The sequence below is a fragment of the Mycobacterium sp. genome (genome assembly GCF_046330795.1).
In the GTDB taxonomy this organism is placed as follows: domain Bacteria; phylum Actinomycetota; class Actinomycetes; order Mycobacteriales; family Mycobacteriaceae; genus Mycobacterium.
Genome location: NZ_JAXLSA010000002.1, coordinates 331,288 through 347,331, shown reverse-complemented (window position 1 = coordinate 347,331; position 16,044 = coordinate 331,288). Strand labels below are relative to the sequence as shown.

Sequence of the window (16,044 nt, the reverse complement as noted above, 5' to 3'; positions counted from 1 at the left end):
CGCGCTGGGGATCTGCGGGGAACTCGAGAACTGGAGCATGCATGCCGAAGAAGCCCAACATCCTGGTGATCTGGGGCGACGACATCGGAATCTGGAACCTGAGTTGCTACAGCCGCGGGATGATGGGCTACTCCACACCGAACATCGATCGGATTGCCGCGGAGGGCATGCTGTTCACCGACAGTTACGGCGAGCAGAGCTGCACCGCGGGCCGGTCATCGTTCATCACCGGCCAGAGCGTCTACCGCACCGGTCTGTCCAAGGTGGGCATGCCCGGCTTCGATGTTGGTCTGCAGAAGGAAGATCCGACCATCGCCGAACTGCTCAAGCCGCTGGGATATGCCACCGGCCAGTTCGGCAAGAACCACCTGGGCGATCTGAACAAGCACCTACCGACGGTGCACGGTTTCGACGAGTTCTTCGGCAATCTGTATCACCTGAACGCCGAGGAGGAGCCGGAGCACGAGGACTATCCGACCCCGGAAGAGGCACCGCTGCTCTACAACGCACTGAAGCCGCGCGGGGTGATCCACTCCTGGGCCACTGACTCCGAGAGCGACGAGGTGGACGACCGGTACGGTCCGGTGGGCAAGCAGCGCATCGAGGACACCGGGCCGCTGACCAAGAAGCGGATGGAGACCATCGACGACGAAACCACTTCGGCCTGTGTCGATTTCATCAAACGTCAGCATGAGGCCGACACGCCGTTCTTCGTCTGGATGAACACCACGCACATGCATTTCCGGACGCACACCAAACCGGAGAGCCGCGGTCAGGCCGGCCGCTGGCAGTCGCCCTACCACGACACGATGATCGACCACGACGGCCACGTGGGGAAGTTGCTCGACCTGCTGGATGAACTGGGCATCGCCGAGGACACCATCGTCGTCTACTCCACCGATAACGGGCCGCACGCCAACAGCTGGCCCGACGGGGCCACCACGCCGTTCCGCAGCGAGAAGGCCACCAACTGGGAGGGTGCGTTCCGGATCCCGGAGATGATCCGCTGGCCCGGCAAGATCAAGGCCGGTTCGGTGTCCAATGGTGTTGTACAACATCATGATTGGCTGCCCACCTTCCTGGCCGCCGCGGGCGACCCGGACATCATGGACAAGCTGAAGGCCGGTCACACCGTCGGCGATATGACCTACCGCGTGCACATCGACGGCTACAACCTGCTGCCTTATCTGACCGGCGAGGCCGACGAGAGCCCCCGGCCGGGAATGATCTACTTCTCCGACGACGGCGACGTGCTGGGCATCCGATTCGGAAACTGGAAGGTCGTGTTCATGGAGCAGCGCTGCCAGGGCACGCTGCAGGTGTGGTTCGAACCGTTCACGAAGCTGCGCGCACCCAAGCTGTTCAATCTGCGCACCGACCCGTTCGAGCGGGCCGACATCACGTCGAATACGTACTACGACTGGTTGATCGACCGAATCTTCATGATGTTCTACGCATCGGCACTGGTGAAGCGATTCCTGGATACCTTCAAGGAGTTCCCGCCCCGTCAGGAGCCGGCATCGTTCACCATCAACGATGCGGTCGAAGAGCTGGAACGCTTCCTGGGTTCGACCGCCGGGTGACGATGGGCGACCTCGACAGTTGGAACGACGGGCCCGCGAAGTCGGGGATCGTCGACTTCGTGAACCGCGCGGTCAAGGATGTCGCCGCCGAGGACCGAGTGGCGGTGTTCGACAACGACGGCACGCTGTGGGTCGAAAAGCCGGCCTACGTCCAGCTGGACTTCCTAGTGCGCCGACTGGCCGAGCAGGCGGCCGCTGATCCGGGATTACTCGACAATCCGCCGTACCGGGCCGCCGCTTCGGGTGATCTGGAATGGTTCGGCGACGCCGTCACCAAGCACTACAACGGTGACGATTCGGCCTTCAACGCCCTTGCCGGCGCCATCTTTTCGGCCTACCAGGGCCTTACGGTGGAGGACCATGCCCAGCGGGTGCGAAGCTTCTTCGCCGATGCGCAACACCCCACCCTGCATCGGCCGTACACCGCGTGCGGCTACACGCCCATGGTCGAGTTGCTGCGTTACCTGGAGGGCAACGGCTTCACCAACTACATCGTCTCGGGCGGCGGCCGGGATTTCATGCGGCCCATCACCACGTCGATGTACGGGGTGCCGCCGGAGCGAGTGGTCGGCAGCTCGGTGGGACTGGACTACGCGGACGGGAACCTGGTCACCACGTCCACCCCGGAGTTCCTGAACGACGGCCCGGTCAAAGCGGTCCGGATCTGGGGCCGCATCGGACGCCGGCCGATCTTCGCCGCCGGAAACTCCAATGGCGATATCGCAATGTTGGAGTACACCACTTCCGGCCCGGGCCCCTCGCTCGGTCTACTGGTATTGCACGACGATGCCCAGCGCGAGTTCGATTACGTTGCCGGAGCGGAGAAGTCGCTCGACGAGGCGAAGGCTCGCGGCTGGACCATCGCCAGCATCAAGAGCGACTGGGCAAATGTCTTCACCTGAGCGCACCGAGCACCGCTCTGACCTCGATGCACAGCATTGGGTGTGGATTCCCGCCCAGACCACCGTCGTCGGCTCCGACGAGCACTACCCCGAGGAAGCACCCGCGCACGAGGTCACCGTCGACGGATTCTGGATGGCCGCACGTCAGGTCACCAACGCCGAATTCACCGAATTCGTCTCGGCCACCGGTTATCTCACCGTGGCCGAACGCGATCTCGATCCCGCCGACTACCCGGGCGCCCCGGCGGAGAACCTCCAACCCGGCTCCATGGTCTTCCACCGAACCCCCGGACCGGTGGATCTGCGGCACATCTCGCAGTGGTGGACCTGGACGCCCGGCGCCTGCTGGAACCATCCGCGCGGACCGCGCTCGGGCCTGACCGGCCGGGGGCACCACCCCGTCGTGCACGTCGCCTTCGAGGATGCGCAGGCGTACGCCGACTGGGCCGGTGTGGAGCTGCCGACCGAGGCGCAGTGGGAGGTCGCCGCCCGCGGCGGACTACCGCACGCCACCTACACCTGGGGCGACGACCCGGAAGGGCACGGCCGGCAGCTGGCCAACTACTGGCACGGCGAGTTCCCCTACCTTCCCGAAACCGGTTATGGCACAACGAGCCCCGTCGGCAGCGTCCCACCCAACGGCTACGGTCTGTACGACATGGCGGGCAACGTCTGGGAGTGGACCACCGACTGGTACGGCGCGGACCGTGCCCACACTCCGTGCTGTGCCCCGGAGAGTTACGACCCGGATCAACCGCAGTTCCAGATCGGCCGCAAGGTGATCAAGGGTGGGTCCTTCCTGTGCGCCGACAGCTACTGCCTGCGCTACCGCCCCGCGGCCCGGCGCCCGCAGGCCATCGACACCGGCATGAGCCACATCGGATTTCGCTGCATCAAGAACCAGGAGGAACCATGACCGAAGCCTCGAAGCCCTCGAAGACATTCAATGGCGTCATCAAACTCGATGTCCGGGATTCCGTTGCGGACTGGACGCCCTACGTCCTGCCGAAGGCCCCGGAGGGCGCACCGAACGTCCTGGTGATCCTCTACGACGACACCGGCCAGGCGTCCTGGTCGCCCTACGGCGGCCGGATCAACATGCCGACGCTGGATCGGCTGGCCGACAACGGCCTGACGTACACCCAGTGGCACACCACCGCCCTGTGCTCACCGACGCGGTCGACGTTCCTGACCGGCCGCAACCACCACGTCAACCGGTGCGCCTCGATCACGGAGGGATCCAACGGCTTCCCGGGCGCCGCCGCGCGCCTGCCCGCCGAGTGCGCGACCATCGGTCAGGTGTTGCAGGACAACGGTTTTTCCACCTACTGGATCGGCAAGAACCACAACGTCCCGGTGGAGGACATCTCGGCGTGCGGCAACCGCTCGGAGTGGCCGTTGTCGAAGGGCTTCGATCGGTTCTACGGCTTCCTGGGGGGTGAGACCAACCAGTGGTATCCAGATCTGGTGGTGGACAACCACTTCACCGAACCGCCGGCCACCCCGGAGGAGGGCTACCACCTCTCCAAGGACCTTGCGGATCAGGCGATCACGATGCTGCGCGATCAGCATTCGGTCGCACCGTCCAAGCCGTGGTTCATGTGGTTCTGCCCCGGCGCGAACCACGCGCCTCATCATGCCCCGCAGGAATACATCGACAAGTACAAGCGCAAGTTCGATGACGGCTACGACGCCTATCGTGAGTGGATCCTGCAGCGGATGATCGAACGCGGTGTGGTTCCCGAGGGAACCGATCTGACGCCGCTGAACCCGATGCCCGAGGACGTGGCCAACCCCGCCGACTACGTACGGCCGTGGTCCGAGCTGGGCGAAGACGAGAAGCGGTTGTTCAGCCGGATGGCCGAGGTGTTCGCCGGTTTCTCCGAGTACACCGACGTGCAGATCGGCCGGATCGTCGAATTCCTCGAGCGCACAGGCCAACTCGACAACACCCTGATCTTCTACTGCGCCGACAACGGGGCCTCCGGCGAGGGCACCCCCAACGGATCGGTCAACGAGAACAAGTTCTTCAACGGCTATCCCGACGACCTCCAGGAGAATCTGTCCTACCTGGACGCGCTCGGCGGGCCCGACGCCTACAACCACTACCCGACCGGCTGGGCGGCCGCATTCTCCACCCCGTACCAGATGTTCAAGCGATACTCGCAGTTCGCCGGCGGCACCTGCGATCCGATGATCATCCACTGGCCCAAGGGAATCAAGGCCAAGGGCGAGATGCGCCATCAGTACCACCACTCCACCGACATCGTGCCGACCATCCTCGACGCCGTCGGCCTCGAGATGCCGACGGTGTACCGGGGCGTCGACCAGTTCCCGCTCAACGGCGTGTCGATGCGCTACAGCTTCGACGACGCACACGCTGCGACCACCAAGAAGCGGCAGTACTACGCCATGCTGGGCACCCGCGGCATCTGGCAGGACGGCTGGAAGGCGTCTGCGATCCACGCCCCGATCAGCGGCAAGGGCCACTTCGACCAGGATCGGTGGGAGCTCTACCACGTCGATGAGGACCGGGCGGAGGCGCACGACCTCGCCGATCAGCATCCGGAGAAACTCCAGGAACTCATCCAGGCCTGGTTCGAGGAGGCCGATGCGAATTTCGTTCTGCCGCTGGATGATCGGACCGCGGTGGAGATGATCAGCGTGGAACGTCCGCAGAGTGAGCCGCCGCGATCGCGCTACATCTACTACCCGGACACCACGCCCGTGCCGGAGGCCGTTGCGGTCAACATTCGCGGCCGGTCCTTCAAGATCCTCGCCGACGTCGAGGTGACACCGGAATCCCAGGGGGTGATCTTCGCGCACGGTGCGCGGTTCGGCGGGCACACCTTGTTCATCAAGGACCGCAAACTGCACTATGTCTACAACTTCCTCGGGATCAAACCCGAGCAGACGTTCGTCTCCCCCGACGAACTCGAACCCGGCCAATTGGTGCTCGGCGTCGAGTTCACCCGGGAGGGCGCCGGCGAGCACGGCGAATCCCTCGGGACCACGAAACTGTATGTGGGAGAACAGGTGGTGGCGCAGGGGCCCATGCGCGCGCAGATCGGTACGTTCACGCTCTGCGGTGACGGCCTCTGCGTCGGCTTCGACAGCGCGGACCCGGTCAGCCGAGACTACCCGGTCGGATTCGCGTTCACCGGCGGCACGATCCTGGGCGTCGGGATCGACGTGGGTGACGACCAGTATCTCGATCTGGAAGCGGAAGCGGCGGCCGCGTTCGCCCGCGACTGAAAGATCCCGGTTCTCGATCTGCTCAGAACCCACTGCGAGTTCTACTCGAAAGATTTCGCAGCCACCGCTGAGCAGGTCGACAGCTGGGTCACCTCTCGTTCTGGCCCGCGATCCACTGCGTGCCGCGCGCAACGGCGTCGTCGAGCGCGCCGAAGACGCGGGTGGACGCCGGCACGATCGCATCGGGCCCGATCAGTTCGGCCACACCGCCCGCGGTCAGTTCACGGGCGGTGGCCGGGCTGACCCCGGCGATGATCAGCCGGCCGCCGTTGTCATGCAGGTCAGTAGCCCACCGCCGCAACGACTTCAGCACCTTGGAGGATGGCACGTCGGGAATCGTGCCGAGGCTGAGGACCACCACGGCGCGGTGGCTGTCGTCCACCGTCGGCCACTCCTCGTCGATCCTCGGTACCTCGGCGAACAACCCGATGCCGTTGTAGTGCAGCACGGTGACCTCACCGCTGGGCGCCCGTTCGGGCACCGCGCAGCGTTCCCAACCGCCGTCGTCGGTCGGCCGCAACGCCACCAGGGACGCGGACTGGGCGGCCTTGACGCAGTAGAGCACCAGCGAGGTGATGGCGCCGATCAGGATCGCGGTGTGCAGCGGCAGTTGCGTGGTGGCAAGGAACGTCACGATCATCGCGACCGCCGACAGCGGCGCGGTGCGCAGGACCAGGGTGATGTCGGCCCAGCGGCCCGCGATCAACTCCGCGCCGATCACCAGGATCAGCCCGCCGATCACCGGCATAGGGATCAGCTCCGCCACCGAACCCGCGAGCAGCACCAGCAGGGCCAGCCAGATGCCGGCGAAGATCCCCGCCCAGCGGGTCTGCGCGCCCGCCGACACCGCGACTCCGGTGCGCGACAGCGATCCGCCGGTCGGCAGCGCCCCGAAGAACCCGCCCGCGACGTTGGCCGCCCCCTGGGCGACGAAGTCACCGGAGGTGCTGGGGCGGCTGCGGTCGGGATTGGGTACGGCCGCCGAGATCCCGGCGGCCTGCGCCAGACCCACCAATGCCACGGCCAATCCCCCGACCAGCAGCTCGGGGATCGCCCCGAAATGTGGAACAACGAACGGCGGCAAAGCATTCGGGATCGAAGCGATATCGCCGACCGTCTCGACGTCCAGCCGCAGCAGGGTCACTCCGACGGTGACGACCACCAGCGCGATCAGGGTGGCGAACGCCTCGAGCGGCTTGACGAACTTCAGCGCGATACAGATGAGCACGGTCGCCAGCGCCACGACGCAGGGCGTGGCCTGCCAGTCCCCGATGTGCCGGAACGCTTCGACGAACTTCCCGATGGTGTTGTGGCTCTGCGGCGTGTACGCGGTGGCATCCTTGATGACCCCGGCGATGATCTGCAGAGCGATGCCGGTGGTGAACCCCGTCATCACGGCGTTGGAGACGAAGTTCATGATCGAACCGAACTTCAGCAGGCCGAACGCCAGCATGACCACGCCGACCACGACGGCCAGTGCCGCGACGTTGCGGGGATCCGCGGGATCCAGGCCGGCCTCGGTGAGCACGCTGCGCGACGACAACGCCAGCGCGCTGGTCAGCGTCGTCACCATCAGCACGGTGCGCGCCAGGACCGATCCGACGATGGTCGACACGACGCCCGAATACAGACCGGCCACCGGGTTGAACCCACCGATACTGGCGTAGGCCATCCCCTCGGGGATCGAGAAGAGTCCGGTGACCAGGCCCGCGATGGCGTCCCGCGCGGTCGGCCTGCCCAGCTTGCCCGTCACACGTCAACCCTGCCACGCCCACGGGCAGCAAGCCGGGGGAATCCGGCTCGCATCGGTGGCGATTGTGCTGTGCTGGAAACATGCAACAACGTATGGAGAACGGCCGGGGCGACCACGACTGCCGCTGCGGGTGCAACGGCTGCAAGAGCGGCAACCACTGCCACAACCTGGCCGCCGGCTGCAAAGCCCAGTACTGGTGAGACGAGCCCGCTAATACCCGGCCGCCCATCCGGCCGGTGAATACGCGATGATTCCCGGAACGTGTTCTCGTTCTGGGGAGGCAGACGCATGACAGTTCTGGTGACGGGCGCCTTCGGCCTGGTGGGCTCGGAGACCGTTCGGCAGCTGGCCGCGAGCGGGACCGCGGTGGTGGCCTCCGACCTCGACATCCCGGACAACCAGAAGAAGGCCGCCAAACTGCCGGCGGGCGTCACGGTGCGCTACGCGGACCTGACCGATGCGGCCGCGGTGGACGCACTACTGAGCCAGGTCGCGCCCAGCGCGGTGATCCACCTGGCGGCCATCATCCCGCCCCTGTGCTTCGCCCGGCGCGGCCTGGCCCGCAAGGTCAACGTCGACGCCACCGCGAACCTGCTGCGCGCGGCCGAGAAGCTACCCACGCCGCCGCGGTTCGTCCAGGCCTCCAGCATCGCCGTCTACGGCGCCCGCAACCCGCACCGGATCAGCGACGTGCTGACCGCCGACACCCCGGTGCACCCGACGGAGCTGTACGGCGCCCACAAGGTCGAGGCCGAGGCGCTGGTCCGGGCCGCCGCCCTGGACTGGGTGATCCTGCGGCTCGGCGGTGTGCTGACCGTCGACATGATGGGCCTGATGAACGCCGACAACATCTACTTCGAGGGTCTGCTGCCGATCGACAACCGGATCAACACCGTCGACGTGCGTGACGTGGCCCGGGCGTTCGTCACCGCCGCGACGCGCCCGGACTCCGACAAGGGCGCGGTGGTCGGTCAGACGTTCCTGATCGGCGGCGACGAATCGCATCGGCTGCGCCAGGGCGACATCGCCCCGGGCATGGCGGGCGCCATGGGTCTGGTCGGCGGGCTGCCGATCGGGCTGAAGGGCGACCCGAACAGCGACTCGGCATGGATGTCCACCGACTGGATGGACACCGCACACTCGCAGGAAGTGCTTGATTTCCAACGGTATTCATGGCCGGACATGTTGATGGAGACGGCTGACAAGGCCGGCCCGCTGCGGCCGGTGCTGCGCCTGGCGGCACCGCTGAGTCGCCGGATCCTCGAATTCCGTTCGCCGTACCGCCACTTCGCTGAGCCCTACGCCGATCCGTGGGGACGGGTGGCGGCAAAGTGGGGCGACCCGAGTCCGGACAACACCTAGAATTCGTCGGGATGCTCGACGAATTCACGACGACCCAGAAACGGGCGCTGGCCGTCCTGACGGTCATCGGTCTGTTGTTCGGCGCCTACTTCCTGCGCCGCTACCTGATCCTGATCGCCGTGGCCGCCGTGATCGCCTACCTGTTCACCCCGGTGTACCAGCGGCTGCGCACCCGGCTGAACGTCGGCCTTTCGGCATCACTGACGCTGCTGTCCGCCATCCTGGTCGTGGGCATACCGCTGGCGGGCGTGATCTTCCTGGCGGTGCTGCAGATCGGGCAGATGGTCACCGGGATCGGCCACTGGGTGTCGCACAACGACCTCACGGCGGTGGGTCAGCGCCTGCTGGCGTCGGTCAACGAGATGCTGGCGCGCGTCCCGTTCATGAACATCAACCTGACCACCGAGACGGTGCGCACCACCATCGCCCGGGTCGGCCAGAACGTCGGCGACTTCGCCCTGCATTTCGCCCGCGACTCGGTCGGCAGCCTGGCCGGTCTGCTGACCTCGGCCATCATCTTCCTGTACGTGTTCCTGGCGCTGGTGGTCAACGGACCGAAGGTGGTCGGGTTGTTCCGCGACCTGAATCCCCTGGGCCAGCAGGTCTCCGACATCTACCTCGCCAAGATCGGCGCCATGGTGACGGCCACCGTGCGCGGTCAGTTCATCATCGCGTCGTGTCAGGGTGTGGCCGGCGCGATCTCGATCTACATCGCCGGCATCCACGACGGCTTCTTCATGTTCGTCATCTTCTTGACCGCACTGTCGTTCATCCCGCTGGGCAGCGGCATCGTCACCATCCCGCTGGGCATCGGAATGGCGTTGTTCGGCAACGTCGTCGGCGGCCTCTTCGTGGCGCTCTTCCACATCATCGTGGTCACTACCATCGACAACATCCTGCGGCCGTTCCTGGTGCCCCGCAGTGCACACCTGAACCCCGCGCTCATGCTGCTGTCGGTGTTCGCCGGGCTGGGGATGTTCGGCTTCTGGGGCATCGTGCTGGGCCCGGTGCTGATGATCATCGTCGTCACCACCATCAGCGTGTACCTGGTGGTCTACAAGGACGCGCCGCTGGACACGTTGCTGCCCCCGGACGAGAAGGACGAGCGGCCCAAGTGGCGCTGGCCGTGGCAGCGGATCAAGCCGTCGGCGGTCACCCAGGAACCTGACGCGGCCGACCGACCGGCGGCTAAACCGTCAGCCGCTCCTTGAGGAACTGCACCACCCGCTCGCGGGCCCGGTAGGCCTGCTGGCCCTCCACGTCGCGGACCTCGAGCGTGAGCACCGAATGCGCCATCTTGCCGAAGCCCCCCGAATTGCCTGGGCGAGAATCGATCTCGATGACCTCGAAGGCATCGCCGAGCCGGTCACGAAGCGTCTGGAACCGCTCGCCCGGGGACAGCCGATCCTCGGAGAATCGCAACCCGAGCGCACACAGACCCTCCTCGGCGGCCCGGCGCTGCACCACCGTCAGCTCGTCCTCGGACAACCCCGGATCGCGGCGCTGCGCCGCGGTCAATCCGATGGGCAGCGACGGCTGCGACAACACCGGCGCGAGCACGACGTCGTCGACCGCCGCGGCCAGCGCGAAACCGCCCGACCAGCACTGCCCGATGATGCCGACCCCCTTGCCGGGGGTCGATTCGTTGAGATCGCGCGCCAGCGCCCGCAGGAAGTACGTGACCGGGCGCTTCTTGTCGGTGGCGAACGCCGCGAATTCCTTTGTCACACAACCCCGCACCATGACCGGCACCATGCCGGGGCGCTGCGACGCCGCACCCGGCGTCCCGTACAACGACGGCGAGGCCACGGTGAAACCGTTGTCCACCAGATGATTTCCCAGCGCCAGGACCTCGGGCGTCAGGCCGGGCATCTCCGGGATCAGCACGACACCGGGTCCCGGGGTATCGGGGTCGCGCCGGTACACGTCATGGGTATAGCCACCACCGGTGAACGGTGCACATGTCCAACCGGTCAGATCCGCGCGCGGTGCATTCGACATCGGCTCAGCCTACGGGCGGGTGGCCGGCAGCGGCGCGGCATTCTGCGTCGCGGTGGCCAGGGTGCGGAAGTCCGCGGCGTCCCCCGCCCCGGTCAGGGCGATCTGGGTGCCGTCGGCGCCGCCCAGTCGGGTGGTCCACACCGGCTCGCCCTGAGCGTCGTCACCGGAATCCCCGTAGACCACCCACTGCACGCCGGCGACGTCCTGGGCACCCGAGGGGTACAGATCCGGATGGAGGAACGCGACCAGCTTGCTCTCGTCGGCGTTGCTCTGGGTCAGGCTCAGGTACTTGCCCGACGGGGCGATGTAGCCGACCGTCGACACCTTGGCGCGGACCTGCTGGCCGTCGGGGTTGGTCCGCCCCGCCTCGATGCCGTCGCGCGCACCGGAGTTTGCCTGCCAGCCCGCCGGCAGCGCCGGCAACCGGATCGGGAAGCCCAGCGTCTGCGCGTCGGCCTTCAGCGCCGCAGGGGCGTCGTAGTGGGGCACCGAACCGGTGCTCGGCCCGCGGCCCTGGAAGGAGCACATTCCCACCAGCCCGGCCAGCACCAGGCAGGCCAGCACCAGCGGGCCCAGCGACCACAGCATGTCCCGGCCGTCCTGCAGCAACCGATTCTTCGGGGGCTTCGGCGCCGGCTGGGGTTGGGTGCTCACCGGACCAGTATCCCAGCCGCCAACACGCCACCCGCTTCTGGGACAATCACGCCATGAGCGATGCCGCCGCACCCAAACGCCGCGAAGCCCCCGATCGGAACCTGGCGATGGAGCTCGTCCGCGTCACCGAGGCCGGCGCCATGGCCGCGGGCCGCTGGGTCGGCCGCGGCGACAAGGAAGGCGGTGACGGCGCCGCCGTCGACGCCATGCGCGAGCTGGTCAACTCGGTCTCCATGCGCGGCGTCGTGGTCATCGGCGAGGGCGAGAAGGACAACGCGCCGATGCTCTACAACGGTGAAGAGGTCGGCAACGGCGACGGGCCGGACTGCGACTTCGCCGTCGACCCCGTCGACGGCACCACGCTGATGAGCAAGGGCATGCCCAACGCCATCTCGGTGCTCGCGGTGGCCGAGCGCGGCGCCATGTTCGATCCGTCGGCGGTGTTCTACATGAACAAGATCGCCGGCGGTCCCGATGTCGCCGACTTCATCGACATCACATCGCCCATCGCGGCGAACATCCAGCGCATCGCCAAGGTCCGCAAGGCCTCGGTCTCCGACATCACGGTCTGCATCCTGGACCGGCCCCGGCACACCAAGCTGATGGCCGACGTCCGCGAGGCCGGCGCGCGGATCCGGCTGATCTCCGACGGCGACGTCGCCGGCGCCATCTCGGCCTGCCGGCCGGACTCCGGCACCGATCTGCTGGTCGGCATCGGCGGCACCCCCGAAGGCATCATCACTGCCGCGGCGCTGCGCTGCATGGGCGGCGAGATCCAGGCTGTGCTGGCCCCGACGGACGACGCCGAGCGGCAGCGCGCGCTGGACCGCGGCTACGACCTGGACCGGGTGCTGACCACCACGGACCTGGTGTCCGGCGAGAACGTCTTCTTCTCCGCCACCGGCGTCACCGACGGCGACCTGCTCAAGGGGGTCCGTTACTTCGGCGGCGGCTGCACCACGCATTCGATGGTGATGCGGTCCAAGTCCGGCACGGTCCGGATGATCGAGTCCTATCACCGACTGTCCAAACTCAACGAGTACTCCGCGGTCGACTTCACCGGGGACCTCTCGGCCGCACATCCCCTTCCCTGATATCCCCATCCATTCGACACCCGAAGGACCCGAATAGCCATGTCCGGCAATGACGCTGAATACCGCATCGAACACGACACCATGGGCGAGGTGCGCGTGCCGATCGCCGCGCTGTGGCGTGCCCAGACGCAGCGTGCGGTGGAGAACTTCCCGATCTCGGGCCGCGGCCTCGAGCGCACCCAGATCCGCGCGCTCGGCCTGCTCAAGGGCGCCTGCGCGCAGGTGAACAAGGACCTCGGCCTGTTGTCCGCCGAGAAGGCCGACGCCATCATCGCCGCGGCCGCCGAGATCGCCGACGGCAAGCACGACGACCAGTTCCCGATCGACGTGTTCCAAACCGGGTCCGGTACCAGCTCCAACATGAACGCCAACGAGGTGATCGCCTCGATCTGCGCGCGCGACGGCGTGACCGTGCACCCGAACGACGACGTCAACATGTCGCAGAGTTCCAACGACACCTTCCCCACCGCCACCCACATCGCGGCAACCGAAGCCGCTGTGCGCCAACTGATCCCGGCCCTCGAGGTGCTGCACGAGTCGCTGGCCGTCAAAGCCCGGCAATGGAAGAACACGGTGAAGTCCGGCCGCACGCACCTGATGGACGCCGTGCCGGTGACCCTGGGCCAGGAGTTCGGCGGCTACGCCCGCCAGGTCGAGGCCGGTATCGAACGAGTGAAGGCCACGCTGCCCCGCCTCGGCGAGCTGGCCATCGGCGGCACCGCCGTCGGTACCGGCCTGAACGCCCCGGACGGCTTCGGCCCCAAGGTGGTCGACGTCCTGAAGTCGTCCACCGGAGTGGCCGAACTGCGGCCGGCCATCGACTCGTTCGAGGCGCAGGCCGCCCGCGACGGGCTGGTCGAGGCCTCCGGTGCGCTGAAGACCATCGCGGCGTCGCTGACCAAGATCGCCAACGACATCCGCTGGATGGGCTCGGGCCCGCTGACCGGCCTGGGCGAACTGCACCTGCCCGATCTGCAGCCGGGCAGCTCGATCATGCCGGGCAAGGTCAACCCCGTCATCCCCGAGGCGGTCACGCAGGTCGCCGCGCAGGTGATCGGGAACGACGCCGCCGTCACCGTGGGCGGCCTGTCGGGCGCCTTCGAGCTCAACGTCTATATCCCGATGATGGCGCGCAACGTGCTCGAGTCGTTCACGCTGCTGGCCAACGTGTCGAAGTTGTTCGCCACCAAGTGCATCGACGGCCTGGTGGCCGACGAGGCGCGGCTGCGCACGCTGGCCGAGTCGTCGCCGTCCATCGTGACGCCGCTGAACTCGGCCATCGGCTACGAGGAAGCGGCCAAGGTGGCCAAGCAGGCGCTGGCCGAGAAGAAGACCATCCGCCAAACGGTGATCGACCGCGGGCTGATCGGCGACAAGCTGAGCGAGGCCGAGCTGGACAAGCGCCTCGACGTGCTGGCGATGGCGAAGGTCAAGCCGGGCGACTAGGCGATCTAGGCCGGGCGGTAGCCGGCGGCGGACTGCCGCAGCTGCCAGGTCTGCGCGGGGCAGAGTTCCTGCGCGGCCTGGCTGAGCAGGTACGAGACCGTGAGCTCGTCGTTGGTGTTGAAGTCGGCCTTGATCTGCCGGGCCATGTCCGTGTAGCTGGTCTTCGCGTTGATCCGGTCGCACAGCCCGTAGCCGTAATCCAGCGCGGCCTGGGCGTTGGCGAAGTTGTAGGTCGGGCGCAGCGTGACGTTGATGATGTAGCCGATCTGGTCGGCACTGGCGACCGCCGGCGTGGCGAGGCCACCGGCCAGGGCCGCGCCGGCCAGGGTGCTCACGATCGTTGCCTTCAACCCGGTCCTCATAGCAGGTCAGCGTAGAGGATCGCCCGGCCCGCAGGGCGAACTCGGCACATCGGGGCCTACCGGACCAGCGGTGCCAGGTGGCGCCGGGCGTAGGCACGGACCGCGTCGCGGTCGTCGACGTCGAGCACCGCGGTCGGAACCTGCGCGGACCAGCAGGCCAGCGCGATGTTCAGTTCGGCGATCGCCAACAGCTCCTCGGCCGGCATCTGCGCGCCGGCCGTCCCGGCCCAGGCCGACGAGTTCGATCTTCTCCACGGCCGCTTTCAGGATGGCGGCGTGCTGCTCGGCGGGCGAGTCGGTCGCCTTCCGATCGTTTGACACAAGGATCAGTAACCTGTGTCAACGTGTCAACGGTCCGGCGCGGTCGACTTGTGACTTTCGGCACTCCCGGTACGGCCGGGCGCCTGACACCATTGGGGTGCATCACCGGAGGGGAGAACATGACATCTGGTGCGGGCACGAGCCCCAGCGTCGACGACTGTGCACTGGCGTTCCTCGGTTCGGAATTCGCCGGCACCCGCTACCTCGATTGGCCGATCGATCGCCGACTCGAGGCCTACCTGCGCCACACCGGTCAGAGCCGGCTGGCCGATACCGGCGACAAGTTCGAACTGCTGCTCGACCGCGTCATGTTGAACTTCGCGCGGGCCCGCCGGGAAGGACATCTGGCGCCCACCCGCGACTGAACCGACGTTCCGTCACACCCCGTTGTTGGGACCGCCCGAGTTCGCCCCCGGGATGTCGGTGATCGGGAAGTTGGGCATCGGCGCCGGCGACGGGGTGTTGGGCAGCGACGGGATCTGATCGGCGGGGATGTCGTGCAGCGCATTGGCGGGCGGGCCGTTGTCGCGGCTGCCGTAGCTGGTGCCGGGCTCGCGATGCCCGAGCATCTGGCTGACCGTGACCAGGTGGTAGTCATTGGCCTTCAGCACCGGGATGAACTGCTGCACCAGATCCACCGTCGATGAGTAGACGTCGTGCATCAGCACCACCGAGTTCGGCTTGATCTGTGTCATGAGCATGTACCGGGTGGCCGCGGTGTTGGCGTCGTTGATCCAGTCGAACGGGATCACGTCCCAGTTGATGTCGGCCAGGCCCTGCCTGCGGGCCTCCGCGAGCACGTCGTCGTTCACCAGACCGCCGGCGGTGCGCAGCAGCGTCGGCCGATGCCCCGTCGCCGACTCGATCGCGGCACTGGCCCGGCTCAGCTGGGCGGGCACGTCCTGCGGCGGGATCGTCGTCATGTTGGGGTGTTCCCAGGTGTGGCTGCCGATCTCCATACCGGCCTCGGCGATCCGGCGGGCACCCGCGGGATTGGCCGCCACCTTGTTGCCGATCAGGAAGAACGTCGCCCTGGCGTCGTTGTCCTGCAGGATCTTCAGCAGCCGGTCCGTGTACGGGCCGGGCCCGTCGTCGAACGTCAGCGCGACGCACTTGACCTTCGCGCAGTCGACGTCGGCGTCATCCGTCTGCTTCGCCTGGCCGGTGCATCCACCGAGCACCAAGGCCGCCACGAGCAGGGCGACGAACCGGAAATGCACCCTGGCAGCCTACCGGCCGACCTCGAGACAGCGCTGAGGGCGAGAATCTGCCGGCCGATTCGTCGCCCTCAGTGCCATCTGGATGTGGAGT

Annotated in this window: 15 protein-coding genes; 9 read left to right on the top strand and 6 right to left on the bottom strand. The window is 67.1% G+C overall.

Going from position 1 to position 16,044, the window contains the following annotated elements; genetic code table 11:
* The first annotated feature begins 41 nt into the window (after positions 1-41).
* From U0R18_RS08870 to U0R18_RS08855, 4 genes are read left to right on the top strand one after another with little or no spacing between them, the layout of a single operon-like run.
* Entirely contained in the window at positions 42-1,583 is a 1,542-nt protein-coding gene (locus tag U0R18_RS08870; protein WP_526367824.1) for an arylsulfatase, read from the top strand.
* Between the two features lie 2 nt (positions 1,584-1,585).
* Positions 1,586-2,485 (top strand): HAD family hydrolase, encoded by a 900-nt coding sequence (locus tag U0R18_RS08865; protein WP_526368262.1) that lies wholly within the window; start codon positions 1,586-1,588, stop codon positions 2,483-2,485.
* The gene (locus U0R18_RS08860; protein ID WP_526367823.1) at positions 2,472-3,401 is read left to right on the top strand and encodes a formylglycine-generating enzyme family protein; all 930 of its coding nucleotides are present in this window, start codon (positions 2,472-2,474) and stop codon (positions 3,399-3,401) included. Before U0R18_RS08865 ends, U0R18_RS08860 begins: the two co-directional genes overlap by 14 nt.
* Entirely contained in the window at positions 3,398-5,740 is a 2,343-nt protein-coding gene (locus U0R18_RS08855) for an arylsulfatase (protein WP_526367822.1), read from the top strand. Before U0R18_RS08860 ends, U0R18_RS08855 begins: the two co-directional genes overlap by 4 nt.
* 88 nt (positions 5,741-5,828) lie before the next feature.
* On the opposite strand, the gene U0R18_RS08850 is transcribed toward U0R18_RS08855, so the two are convergent.
* Positions 5,829-7,493 (bottom strand): SulP family inorganic anion transporter, encoded by a 1,665-nt coding sequence (locus tag U0R18_RS08850; protein ID WP_526367821.1) that lies wholly within the window; start codon positions 7,491-7,493, stop codon positions 5,829-5,831.
* A gap of 288 nt (positions 7,494-7,781) precedes the next feature.
* Here U0R18_RS08850 and U0R18_RS08845 point away from each other — a divergent pair, with 288 nt between their 5' ends.
* Together U0R18_RS08845 and U0R18_RS08840 are read left to right on the top strand one after the other, a co-directional pair.
* Positions 7,782-8,855 carry an NAD-dependent epimerase/dehydratase family protein gene (locus U0R18_RS08845; protein WP_526367820.1) on the top strand — a complete coding sequence of 358 codons (1,074 nt, stop codon included), beginning with the start codon at positions 7,782-7,784 and terminating at the stop codon, positions 8,853-8,855.
* Positions 8,856-8,866: 11 nt separating this feature from the next.
* Complete coding sequence (locus U0R18_RS08840) at positions 8,867-10,066, top strand: AI-2E family transporter (protein ID WP_526367819.1); 1,200 nt, start codon at positions 8,867-8,869, stop codon at positions 10,064-10,066.
* Here the strand turns inward: U0R18_RS08840 and U0R18_RS08835 are convergent.
* Positions 10,044-10,856, bottom strand: coding sequence for a dienelactone hydrolase family protein (locus tag U0R18_RS08835; RefSeq protein WP_526367818.1), 813 nt, complete (start codon positions 10,854-10,856; stop codon positions 10,044-10,046). The two genes, U0R18_RS08840 and U0R18_RS08835, sit on opposite strands and share 23 nt — an antisense overlap.
* A gap of 9 nt (positions 10,857-10,865) precedes the next feature.
* A complete protein-coding gene (locus U0R18_RS08830) occupies positions 10,866-11,510 on the bottom strand; it encodes a DUF4245 family protein (protein WP_526367817.1) in 645 nt (214 codons plus the stop codon).
* A 53-nt stretch (positions 11,511-11,563) separates the two neighbouring features.
* Here U0R18_RS08830 and glpX point away from each other — a divergent pair, with 53 nt between their 5' ends.
* Both glpX and U0R18_RS08820 read left to right on the top strand, forming a co-directional pair.
* Positions 11,564-12,604, top strand: coding sequence for a class II fructose-bisphosphatase (gene glpX, locus U0R18_RS08825; protein ID WP_526367816.1), 1,041 nt, complete (start codon positions 11,564-11,566; stop codon positions 12,602-12,604).
* A gap of 39 nt (positions 12,605-12,643) precedes the next feature.
* Positions 12,644-14,050, top strand: a complete 1,407-nt coding sequence (locus tag U0R18_RS08820; protein WP_526367815.1) for a class II fumarate hydratase — start codon at positions 12,644-12,646, stop codon at positions 14,048-14,050.
* 5 nt (positions 14,051-14,055) lie between these two features.
* On the opposite strand, the gene U0R18_RS08815 is transcribed toward U0R18_RS08820, so the two are convergent.
* A complete protein-coding gene (locus tag U0R18_RS08815; RefSeq protein WP_526367814.1) occupies positions 14,056-14,412 on the bottom strand; it encodes a DUF732 domain-containing protein in 357 nt (118 codons plus the stop codon).
* A 56-nt stretch (positions 14,413-14,468) separates the two neighbouring features.
* Positions 14,469-14,618 carry a hypothetical protein gene (locus U0R18_RS08810; RefSeq protein ID WP_526367813.1) on the bottom strand — a complete coding sequence of 50 codons (150 nt, stop codon included), beginning with the start codon at positions 14,616-14,618 and terminating at the stop codon, positions 14,469-14,471.
* Positions 14,619-14,852: 234 nt separating this feature from the next.
* Between U0R18_RS08810 and U0R18_RS08805 the strand changes: the two genes are divergently transcribed.
* The gene (locus U0R18_RS08805; RefSeq protein ID WP_526367812.1) at positions 14,853-15,098 is read left to right on the top strand and encodes a hypothetical protein; all 246 of its coding nucleotides are present in this window, start codon (positions 14,853-14,855) and stop codon (positions 15,096-15,098) included.
* 12 nt (positions 15,099-15,110) lie between these two features.
* Here the strand turns inward: U0R18_RS08805 and U0R18_RS08800 are convergent, their stop codons facing one another.
* Positions 15,111-15,953: a polysaccharide deacetylase family protein gene (locus U0R18_RS08800; RefSeq protein ID WP_526367811.1), complete on the bottom strand. Its 843-nt coding sequence runs from the start codon at positions 15,951-15,953 to the stop codon at positions 15,111-15,113.
* Positions 15,954-16,044: the final 91 nt, after the last annotated feature.

What these genes read in the sequence shown, in the direction of transcription:
- U0R18_RS08840 (WP_526367819.1), top strand. Translation starts at nt 8,867, where the DNA reads ATGCTCGACGAATTCACGACGACCCAGAAACGGGCGCTGGCCGTCCTG.
- U0R18_RS08835 (WP_526367818.1), bottom strand. Translation starts at nt 10,856, where the DNA reads ATGTCGAATGCACCGCGCGCGGATCTGACCGGTTGGACATGTGCACCG.
- U0R18_RS08810 (WP_526367813.1), bottom strand. Translation starts at nt 14,618, where the DNA reads ATGCCGGCCGAGGAGCTGTTGGCGATCGCCGAACTGAACATCGCGCTG.
- U0R18_RS08805 (WP_526367812.1), top strand. Translation starts at nt 14,853, where the DNA reads ATGACATCTGGTGCGGGCACGAGCCCCAGCGTCGACGACTGTGCACTG.
- U0R18_RS08820 (WP_526367815.1), top strand. Translation starts at nt 12,644, where the DNA reads ATGTCCGGCAATGACGCTGAATACCGCATCGAACACGACACCATGGGC.
- glpX (WP_526367816.1), top strand. Translation starts at nt 11,564, where the DNA reads ATGAGCGATGCCGCCGCACCCAAACGCCGCGAAGCCCCCGATCGGAAC.
- U0R18_RS08865 (WP_526368262.1), top strand. Translation starts at nt 1,586, where the DNA reads ATGGGCGACCTCGACAGTTGGAACGACGGGCCCGCGAAGTCGGGGATC.
- U0R18_RS08870 (WP_526367824.1), top strand. Translation starts at nt 42, where the DNA reads ATGCCGAAGAAGCCCAACATCCTGGTGATCTGGGGCGACGACATCGGA.
- U0R18_RS08845 (WP_526367820.1), top strand. Translation starts at nt 7,782, where the DNA reads ATGACAGTTCTGGTGACGGGCGCCTTCGGCCTGGTGGGCTCGGAGACC.
- U0R18_RS08855 (WP_526367822.1), top strand. Translation starts at nt 3,398, where the DNA reads ATGACCGAAGCCTCGAAGCCCTCGAAGACATTCAATGGCGTCATCAAA.
- U0R18_RS08815 (WP_526367814.1), bottom strand. Translation starts at nt 14,412, where the DNA reads ATGAGGACCGGGTTGAAGGCAACGATCGTGAGCACCCTGGCCGGCGCG.
- U0R18_RS08860 (WP_526367823.1), top strand. Translation starts at nt 2,472, where the DNA reads ATGTCTTCACCTGAGCGCACCGAGCACCGCTCTGACCTCGATGCACAG.